General features: G+C 64.5%; 1 protein-coding gene. It reads left to right on the top strand.

Annotated features, from left to right (window positions below):
* Positions 1 to 2,800: condensation domain-containing protein (locus EBB59_RS13115; RefSeq protein ID WP_245979342.1), on the top strand; the 2,800-nt coding region annotated here is incomplete at both ends.

The raw sequence follows: 2,800 nt of genomic DNA, 5'->3' as shown, positions 1-2,800 counted from the left end.
CAGGCGGGTCTGGCGGTGACACCGCAGTTGTTGTTCGAGCATCCTACGCTGGCGGGGTTGAGCGCGCAGTTGGCGAGGGACGACGAAGAGGCGTCGACACCGGCGGCGGACACGCCTGGCGACCCCGGCGCATCGTTCGGGCTGACCCCGATCCAGCATTGGTTCTTTGAACAGGACTTGGCCGCGCCGCAACATTGGAATATGTCGGTCTATTTGCGCTTCGATGGCGCATTCGACCGCGATGCCTTCGCCGACGCTCTGGCCGATGTCGTCGCCGCGCATCCGATGTTGCGGGCGCGCTTCACACGCACCGATGACCAGTGGCGCCAGCGCATCGGCGAATGGCGGCGCGATGACTTTGTCAATCGCATCGCCACCGCGGATGAGCGCCCCGCGTTACTGGCGCAATGGCAAACGAGTCTCGCGCTCGATGGTTCGCTGTTGCGCGTTCTCGCTCTTGCCGAACCCGACGCGTCTGCTACCTATGTGCTGTTCGCCGCGCACCATCTGGTGGTGGACGCGGTGTCGTGGCGGATCATCTTCGAAGAACTGCAGCACGCTTATAGCCGCCGCCGCGCAGGCGAGGCCGTGTCGTTGCCGCCGGAGCCCGTCGGCTTCGGCCAATGGCAACACCAGCTCACCCATCTTCCCGAGGAGACGCTGGAGCGCTGGCGGGCGTACTGGAGCGACCAAGAGGCGACAGCGGATCTCGACCTGCCTTGGCGCGAGAGCGCCAACCGCTACGGCGACGCGATGACGACTCAGTGCCGTCTCGACGCCACAACGACGCAGCGGCTGATCGCGAACGCTGCTCGCGCCTACGGTAACAACGTGCAGGAGGTGCTGCTGGCCGCGCTCGCGTCGAGCCTCGTTGCGAGCTCACAGGAACGGACATTGTGGGTCGAACTGGAAGCCCACGGCCGCGAGACACTGGGTGTCGACCTTGATCTATCGCGCACGGTCGGCTGGTTCACCGCGCGCTATCCGATGGCGTTGCGGCTCTTGGAATCCAACGACGCCGGCCAGATCCTGCGCGCCGTCAAGGATCAGTTGCGCGCCGTACCGGATCGCGGCCTGGGCTACGGCGTGCTGCGCTATCTGCACGGCGAATTGCGCGAAGTTCCGACGGCGCAGGTGTGCTTCAACTACCTGGGGAAACTGCGCACAGACCCTCGGGCGAATTGGACATGGTGCGAGGAAGAGCACGGCCCAGGCCGCGCGCCGAACAATCGACGCAAACACCTGCTGGATGTCAATGCAGTGCTCATCGAAGGCGAGTTGCGCATCGACTGGACCTGGCCAAACGACGCGCTTGCACGCGAGGAGATCGAAGCACTCAGCGAGCGTTACCTCACGGCGTTGCGCGAACTGATCGACCATTTGGCGCAGGCCGCGCCACGCCGCACATTGAGCGACCTTCCGTTGGCCGGAATCGAAGCTCGCGAGTTGGAAACACTCGGCGAGCGCTATCCGCAACTGGAGGATGTGTATCCGCTCGCACCCTTGCAGGAGGGCCTGCTGTTCCACAGCCTGCTCAACGATGACGCCGACCCCTACATCAATCAGATGACGGTCGTGCTGGACGGCGAGTTGGATCGGGGAGCATTCCGCGCCGCCTGGCAGCGCGTTATCGACCGGCACACCATCCTGCGTAGCGGCTTCGTCGTACAGGGACTGGCCAGCGCCCGGCAGGTGGTATGCCCACGTGCGATCCTGCCGGTGCGTATCGAGGATTGGGCCGACCTCGAACAGGCCGACGCCGAGCTGCGGTTGTCGGAACTGCAGGCGCGGGAACATGCGACTGGCTTCGATCTCACCACTCCGCCACTGATGCGGCTGGCGCTGATACAGCGTGCAGCGAACCAGCATTGGCTGGTGTGGACGCGCCATCACCTTGCGCTCGATGGTTGGAGCTCGGGTCTGTTGCTAGCCGAAGTGCTACGCATCTATGCCGATCTGCGCAGCGGAACACAACCGGATGCGTCACCGGCGCCACAGTTCCGTGAGTACTTGCACTGGCTGCAAACGCAGGATGCATCGGCTGCCCACGCATTCTGGTGTGAGGAGTTGGTCGGTCTGGACGAGCCGGCGACGTTGCCGGAAAGCATGCAGCCTGAGTCCGGCTACACCACGACCCGCCGTGAACTGGATGCGGCATCGGCCCTGGCCTGGGCGCAGCGTCATCAGCTCACCGCCAACACCGTGCTGCAAGGCGCACTCGGGTTGGTGTTGCGGCGCTACTACGGTCGTGACGACTTCGTGCTCGGTGTGACCACGGCGGGCCGGCCGGCGGAACTGCCCGGCGTGGAACACATACTCGGCGTCTTCATCAACAGCTTGCCGCTGCGGATGCGTATCCAAGCCGAACGTAGCCTGTCGGATTGGTTGTCGCATCTACAACATCGCAATGCGCAGATGCGCACGCATGGGCATGTCCCGCTGGCGGAAATCCAGCGCCTGGCCGCACTGGATTCCGCTGCCTTGTTCGACGTGCTGCTGGTGTTCGAGAACCTGCCGGCACCCCGTGCAACCGAGATCGGCCTGCAGGTACAGGAACTGGCACATCATGCTCACAGCAACTACCCGCTGATGTTGACGGTGTTGCCAGACGGCAAGCGCTTTCGGATCGAAGCCTCTTTCGACCGCAGTCGCGTCGACGCCTGGCTGGTCGAGCAACTCCTGGACGATCTGGCCTTCGTGCTCGCACAACTGCCCTCGTTGGCTTCGCCGCAGGCACTGCCGCCGTTGCCATCGCAGAGCCCGGCCGAGACGCCGCGCCTGTCGCTCGCCGACGACACCA

Origin of the sequence: Solilutibacter pythonis, assembly GCF_003697345.1 — a bacterium.
In the GTDB taxonomy this organism is placed as follows: domain Bacteria; phylum Pseudomonadota; class Gammaproteobacteria; order Xanthomonadales; family Xanthomonadaceae; genus Solilutibacter; species Solilutibacter pythonis.
The sequence above is the reverse complement of the archived record's forward strand: the minus strand, read 5'-3'. Positions and strand labels throughout refer to the sequence as shown.